Origin of the sequence: Capsulimonas sp., assembly GCF_039929585.1 — a bacterium.
Lineage (GTDB): Bacteria > Armatimonadota > Armatimonadia > Armatimonadales > Capsulimonadaceae > Capsulimonas.
Window position 1 is genome coordinate 1 of record NZ_JBDSQY010000365.1, and the last position, 6,518, is coordinate 6,518.

Genomic DNA, 6,518 nt, shown 5'->3' on the forward strand with positions numbered 1-6,518 from the left:
ATGCAGTCCGCGCAGGCGGACTTCTGCGCTCTTGCAGGCGCGGTTTTCAACCGCCGGCATCTTAATCTTTGGCAGCCACGACACTACGATTGATTACCCGAGCGTCGCCAAAATCTCCGCAATCGACATCCGCGCGCCGCATACGATCTCGTCGCTCGCGCCGTAGTAAACCGTGATCGTGTCGCCGTCCACGACATGACCGTTCGTGAAGACGACGTTGCCGAGAAAGCCCTTTTGTTCGTAGGGCGCGATTGGCTCCATGATCGGCTCGGCGGAGCGGGCGAGGACCTTGGTAGGGTTGTCGAGGTCCAGCAGAAGCGCGCCGAGGCAGTAGCGCTGGTCATGATTGGCGCCGTGGTAAATCTCCAGCCAGCCGGCGTCGGTGCGGATCGGGGCGGTGCCGCAGCCGATGCGCTGTGAATCCCACTGTCCCGGCCGCGCGGCGGCGAGGCAGGCGTGGCGCCCCCAGTACTTGCCATCGGGAGAGAAGGCGATCCAGATGTTGTGGACGCCGCCCGAGGGACGGTGCAGGGCGACATATTCGCCGTGGATCTTTTCGGTGAAGAACGCGCAGTCTTTGTTGTACGGCGGGATGATCATGCCATGGCGCTCGTAAGCGCGCCAATCCTGGGTTGTGATATGACCAACGCCGAAACCGCGCTCGGAGACCTGGGTGTAGGTGATATGATAGGTCCCATCGATCTCCGTGACCCGCGCGTCCTCAACGCCGAAGGTCTCCAGCTCGCCTTGTCCGATCAGCGTCGGGGCGGGATCGACGCTGAACTGCTCACCATTCTCGCTCCATGCGAGACGCAGATGCGAGAGCGTGGTCAGATAGTTTTGCCCCTTGTGCGTAAAGCCGCGTGGATCGCCGTAGCTGAGATCGGGATCGTCCTTGCGGAACTCCAGAATGGAGACGCCGCTGGGATCGGACGGATCGATCACCGGAGTCGTGATCGTCTCCTCCGTCTGATGCGGGCGCTCGGCCACACGCAGCAGCAGTCCCGTGCGGCCCTGGTATTGGAAGGCGCCGGGGTTGAGGACGCACGCCACGTCCATACCGTCTCGGCTGGGGCGGACGTCGTCGGGGCAAATGATCGGATTGAAGGCGAAACGTTTGGCGAGGTCGGCCATAGCGGTATTTTGTCTTTCTGAAATATTTGAATACTAGAGCTTAGTCGAAATGGCTTTGACGGAATAATCCAGCGCGAGCACGGAGGACGGGTTACGCCAGACCCGGCAGACCGGCTCGGCGGAGCGCTGACCGTTTTCGGAGCGCAAGTTTGTTGAGTACCATCGCCGCGCCGTGGCGGGGTCACGATACTCATAGAGCGCCATCACACTCGGTGGGGTCTTTTCGGACCCAGCCGCTTTGGCGGGCAGCACGTAGCCGAGCGGCTTCGCATCGCCGCCCGGACTTTGCGTTTGCAGCGAGCCATGGAAGACATAGAGTGGAATCAGGCCGTCGTGCTTGCGGCTCGGAGGAACGGCGTAGAAGGGAATGGATTGGATGGACGCCCAGAGCTTGCCCTCCTCCACTTGTTCGCGCGTTCCATACCCGTCTGCGCCGTCCTGACGGAACTGATAGACAGGGACCGGCAGGGCCAGGCGGGCGTCGTCCAGGGCGACGCGATACATGATCTGGTTGTAGTTGTAGCGCGGCGTGAGGTCTTTGACGTCCGAGAACGTATCGACATAGGTGCCTTCAAAATAGATTAAGCGCCCGCCGTCCTGATCAAAGAAAGGATGCTGGGTCGGATTGTAGAACGTATAGTGATCGTGAGTGGCGATATGGCGAGCGTAGGTCCAGGGGCCGACGGGCGTATCCGCCTCGGCGAACCACTCTTCACCGAGCGAGGACGGCTTGCCGTCCATCTGCGTCGCGATCAGAATCCAACGCTTGCGATACGCGTTCCAGAACACGGAGCCGCCGTGGGCGATGACGGGCATGTCGGTTTCAATATCACGCAATTGCAGCAGACGCTCCTCGGGCTGCATCTTTCCCTGCTTCACCAGTTCATCGACTTCGTCCATCCCAATCGGCTGCGTGTCGCGCTTCCACGACCAGATCAGACGCCCGGACGCATCCCGGTCCAGCTGTGTTTCTCTGCCCTGATAGCGGCCGCCGGGAGCGAGGCATGTGAACGCTTCATAGGTCGTCGCGTCGGTCACATGGGCTTCGTCCGCAAGAGTCCGGGTCAGCGGATACGAGCCGCGCTTGGGCGGCTGGAAGTAGATGTACTGGTTTGCGCCATCAGTCGCCATGAATGGATGCCCCTCCGCCTTCAGCGCATTGTGCAGATCGAACTCATGGATTGGCTCAAAGACAGCCTTGGCGTCATTGAACTTCGCGAGGCCGGATCGAACCACGGTCATGCTGTGATCGACTTCAGCGAAGTGTGTGTAAAGAGACTCTTTTCCGCCCTCGGTCAGTCTGAAAAGCCCGCCGACCCAGACGGGTCCGCCTTTCTTTGACGGCGGCGCCATCGGCCGGCTAAAGCCTTCCGCGTCCACCCAATACGTCAAGTCGATCCCCTTACTGGGGTTGAGGCCGCCCTTACCGGGGAAGAGCGAAGTCGCGCCGGACGTATCGAACTGCCCCAACGCATACGACGGCTTGTTGGTGTCGCCGTAGAACCAGTAAAGTTTGCCTTTGTATGGCGTCACCTCCACCGTATCCTGTCCGGTGACCAGCCCATTCAGCAGCGGCTTCTTTAGGGGAACGGGCGCGCCGATCAAAACACTGTCCCGGTAGATCCCCGCGCCGGTGATGCGATACAGCCGCTCGGCAATATTATCGCGCGTCATCTTGATGGTAACGATTGTCCCCGCCTTCACCTTCAGCGCAAACCCGGCATACCCCAGCCCATCTTTCGGATAGGAGTATCCCGCGCTCTTTATTTTGAAGTAGATGGACTGCCCCATCATCTCCGGGTCGTCGATGGCGGCGTACCCATTGCTGTCGGTGTAATAGCGCACCTCGCTGATGGCCCGAAGCTCCACCAGGGGAACGCCGCGGCCGGTAGCGGCGTCCACGACATGGATCGCGAAGTAACGGCTTGAGTTGGGCGCGACACGCGCAGCAGCGGCGCGTTTGGCGGGAGCGGCTTGTACGGCGGGAGCAAGCACGGCCATCGCGGTGGCGATCGTTAGCGCGGCGAGGGCCGGGGAGATTTTTCTTGTCATCAATATCACTCTCATTATCGTCGGACCTTGAGGGTCTTGATTTCGTAAGGCTTGTATTCGAGAAGGACGAGCGTTCCGCCTTCTATTGCGAGCTCGCCGCCAAATTCAGGCGTCACGACTTCCATCAGATTGACTTCGGTGACGGATGTCACACCCACCCCAAACGTGAGCGCCGCGCGGCCGCGCTGGCCGTGGGCTTCGTAGAGTCGCACGATCAGCGTATCGTCATCTTCGGATTTCTTGACTGTTTCGACAATGATATTGGCGCGGTCGACGGAAAGAAACGAAAGCGGCGTCTCGAGCTTCGCCGCTCCATTTCCAGACGATGGCGTCTCAGGAGCCTTGATCGCCAGCGGCGGCGCGTTGAACTCATAGGCGCGGCGCACGGTCTCGGCTTCGCGCCAGTCGCCTCGATGCGGGTAGAGCGCGTAAGCGAAGCGGTGGCGACCGAGGTCGGCGTCGGGATCCGGGCTGATCGCGCCTTTCAGCAGGGTCAGGCGCATGACGTTCCCCTTGATGTCCCAGCCGTACTTGCAGTCTGAAAGCAGGGAAACGCCGTAGTCGCCTTCGCTCAGGTCCGCCCATTTATGCGCGCAGACTTCGAACCGCGCCCAGTCCCAGCTGGTATTCCAATGCGTCGGGCGCTCGACATTGCCGAACTGGATATCGTAAGTCGCGCGCGGACTGTGCACGGTGATGGGGAAGGCGACTTTGAGCAGCGTCTGCCGCTCGCGCCACTCGACTTCCGTGTCGAAGTCGATGCGCGGCAGATCACGCCAGAGAGAGATGCGCTGACGGATGGCGCTGCCGGAGCCGAAGCTTCGGATGACTTCGACGGAGATTCGCTGCGGTCCGCGCTCGACCACCTCGATGGAGCTGACCTGCCGGACCGGAGCCATCTTGTCGTTATAGAAGATATCGATATCCCACGCATCAAACGCCAGCGGCTTGTCTTCGAAGGTCAGAAACGCGTTTCCCCTGCAGTACGATTGCGCGTCGATCACTTCGCGTTCCGCGCGCTTGTCGCAGAGCGAAGAAATCTCACCGTTCTCGTCCAGCTCGACCCGGAAGAATCGGTTCTCCAGATGCTGCGCCGACACAGAAAGAGACGTGTCTTCTCGGCCGGTGGGAATAAAGTCCGCGGGACACGCGACGAGGCATCCCAGCGAGGGCAGCTTCGCCAGTGAGACAAGCGTTTTGGCGTTTCCGTCGAGATCAATGACGCGCTGCCCCGGCAAGTTAAACGAACTCGGCAGCTCGGCGCTGTCCTTGCGCCGCCAAGACAGCGGGTTGTGCAGGATGATGTCGGCCGGACGCGTATGAGAGAGACCGGCAATGGCCGCGAGCCCCGCCCGCACCGCCTCGCCGCCGGCGCTTTGGATCTGTCCGTAATCCTTGTCACTGTCTTCATAAACGGCTTTGATCGAGGATCCGGGAATGATGTCATGAAACTGGTTGAGCAGGGTCAGTTTCCACGCGCTCTCCAATGTGTCCTGCGGATAAGCGGCGTCCGCCTCCCAGAATGCGAGCGAGGAAATCTGCTCCGCCGCTTGCAGCAGAAACTCAGCCTGCCGGTTCTGTCGCTTGATGCGGCCCTGCGACGTATATGTCCCTCGATGGTACTCCAGGTACAGCTCCCCTACCCAGCGAGGCAGCATGGGATTCCCATGCACTTGCCGCTCCAAATCTTCGAAGAACTCCTGGTTGGTGGTGAGCTTGATCTTAGGGATGCCGGGAAAGTCGGCGGCGCGCTCGGCCGATTCCAGCATCTGGCGCGTCGGGCCGCCGCCGCCATCGCCCCAGCCGTAGATATAAAGCGCCGAGTCGTTCAGGTTCTTCTGCTTGTACTCGCTCCAGGTCTTCTCCCATTCCTCGGGAACCATGGTGGAGTTGTAGCCGCCGATCGGGGAGAAGTGGGTCAGCACGCTTGTCCCGTCGATCCCCTCCCATTCAAACGTTTGATAGGGCGGCTTGTTGACCTGGCTCCAATAGATCTTGATCGTCATGAAATATTTGAGACCGGACTTTTTGATGATCTGCGGGAACGCGGCGCAGTAGCCAAACACATCAGGCAGCCAGACCACCTCGGTCTTATGTCCGAACTCTTGCTCGAAGAAGCGCGAGCCGTAAAGAAACTGGCGAACCAGCGACTCTCCGGAAACGACATTGCAGTCGCTCTCGACCCACATCGCTCCCACCGGCTCCCATTGCCCCCGCGCAACAGCTTCTTTAACCCGGGCGTAAACCGTCGGGTTGTCCTCTTTCAGATAGGCGTACTGCTGCGGCTGCGAAGCCGAAAAGCGATAGTTCGGATACTCATCCATCAGGGCCAGCGCCGTGGTGAAGGTCCGCTCGATCTTTTTGCGCGAGTGCGCGATGCGCCACAGCCACGCCGTATCGATATGCGCGTGGCCCGTCGCCCAGAGCGTCGGCGCGAAGTCCTTGTCGGCAGTGAACTTCCGGTAGAGGTTCTCCTGAATGCATTCACGAGCCAGCGCCAGCGAGGCGTAGTAGCAATCACTCTTCACTCCCTCAGAAAAATCAACGAGATTGACAGCATCTTCCAGAGCCTGAACGATCACGACATACTGTCGGCTGTTCACATCCATCGTCTTCGCCGCTTCAAAGGCAACGCTCAGATCGTAATACAGCGCCTCCGCCGCGCGGTCGATGCACTGCAACTCGCCCGTTTTCAGCGTCACCTGCACCGCGCCGCCGGTAATGCTCGCATCGCCCGCCCCAGTCCAGCTCCCTTGCGTCTGCGCGTCGATGCTGCCGGTGTAGGCGTGCAGCCGAAGATCATATGCGCGCCCGGACTCAGCGCTGTCCGAGAGCAGCAAGTCGTGATGCTGTGAATCGATCGCCTGCGCCGGCCTGCCGTCCACAAAAACGAGCGTTTCCGCACCGCCGAACTCCAAACCAAGATAGACCCGTTCGCCCGCCCAGTCTTCGGGAATCACAGCCACGCCGTCCAGCACGACAAGCTCTTCGCAAGCCTGGTATTTGTCGCCGACCGAGACCATCGTTTCCGTGAAATCCTCTGCCCGGAGAAGCGGCGCAAGTGGGATGCGCCTGCGGACCCGAGTGGCCGAAATCTCTTCAATTCGCTTCGCGAGTTTCTCAATCGTATAGTGCCAGCTCAACGCGGTACGCTCCTAAAAACAATAAATGTTATCGATAACATTATCATATCACACTTAGGATTGAGTGTCAAGCTGGTAATTGGATAAGATGCCCCCGGCCCCCACTGGGGGTGCAAACCATATCATCGAGAACGTGGCGTTTTTTAATCTTCGTCACGACTACGTACTTATGGTCTGCACCCCCAGTGG

3 protein-coding genes are annotated in these 6,518 nt (G+C 60.0%); all 3 read right to left on the reverse strand.

Features of this window, described 5'->3' with window-relative positions; genetic code table 11:
- Positions 1–93 precede the first annotated feature (93 nt).
- The 3 genes from ABIZ35_RS28130 to ABIZ35_RS28140 are packed head-to-tail and all read right to left on the reverse strand — an operon-like array spanning position 94 to position 6,329.
- The gene (locus ABIZ35_RS28130) at positions 94–1,134 is read right to left on the reverse strand and encodes a glycoside hydrolase family 130 protein (protein ID WP_348223267.1); all 1,041 of its coding nucleotides are present in this window, start codon (positions 1,132–1,134) and stop codon (positions 94–96) included.
- A 33-nt stretch (positions 1,135–1,167) separates the two neighbouring features.
- Positions 1,168–3,186 carry a hypothetical protein gene (locus ABIZ35_RS28135; RefSeq protein ID WP_348223268.1) on the reverse strand — a complete coding sequence of 673 codons (2,019 nt, stop codon included), beginning with the start codon at positions 3,184–3,186 and terminating at the stop codon, positions 1,168–1,170.
- A 14-nt stretch (positions 3,187–3,200) separates the two neighbouring features.
- Complete coding sequence (locus tag ABIZ35_RS28140; protein ID WP_348223269.1) at positions 3,201–6,329, reverse strand: alpha-mannosidase; 3,129 nt, start codon at positions 6,327–6,329, stop codon at positions 3,201–3,203.
- Positions 6,330–6,518: the final 189 nt, after the last annotated feature.

Coding starts and splice junctions, on each gene's coding strand:
- ABIZ35_RS28130 (WP_348223267.1), bottom strand. CDS start 1,134: ATGGCCGACCTCGCCAAACGTTTCGCCTTCAATCCGATCATTTGCCCC.
- ABIZ35_RS28135 (WP_348223268.1), bottom strand. CDS start 3,186: ATGACAAGAAAAATCTCCCCGGCCCTCGCCGCGCTAACGATCGCCACC.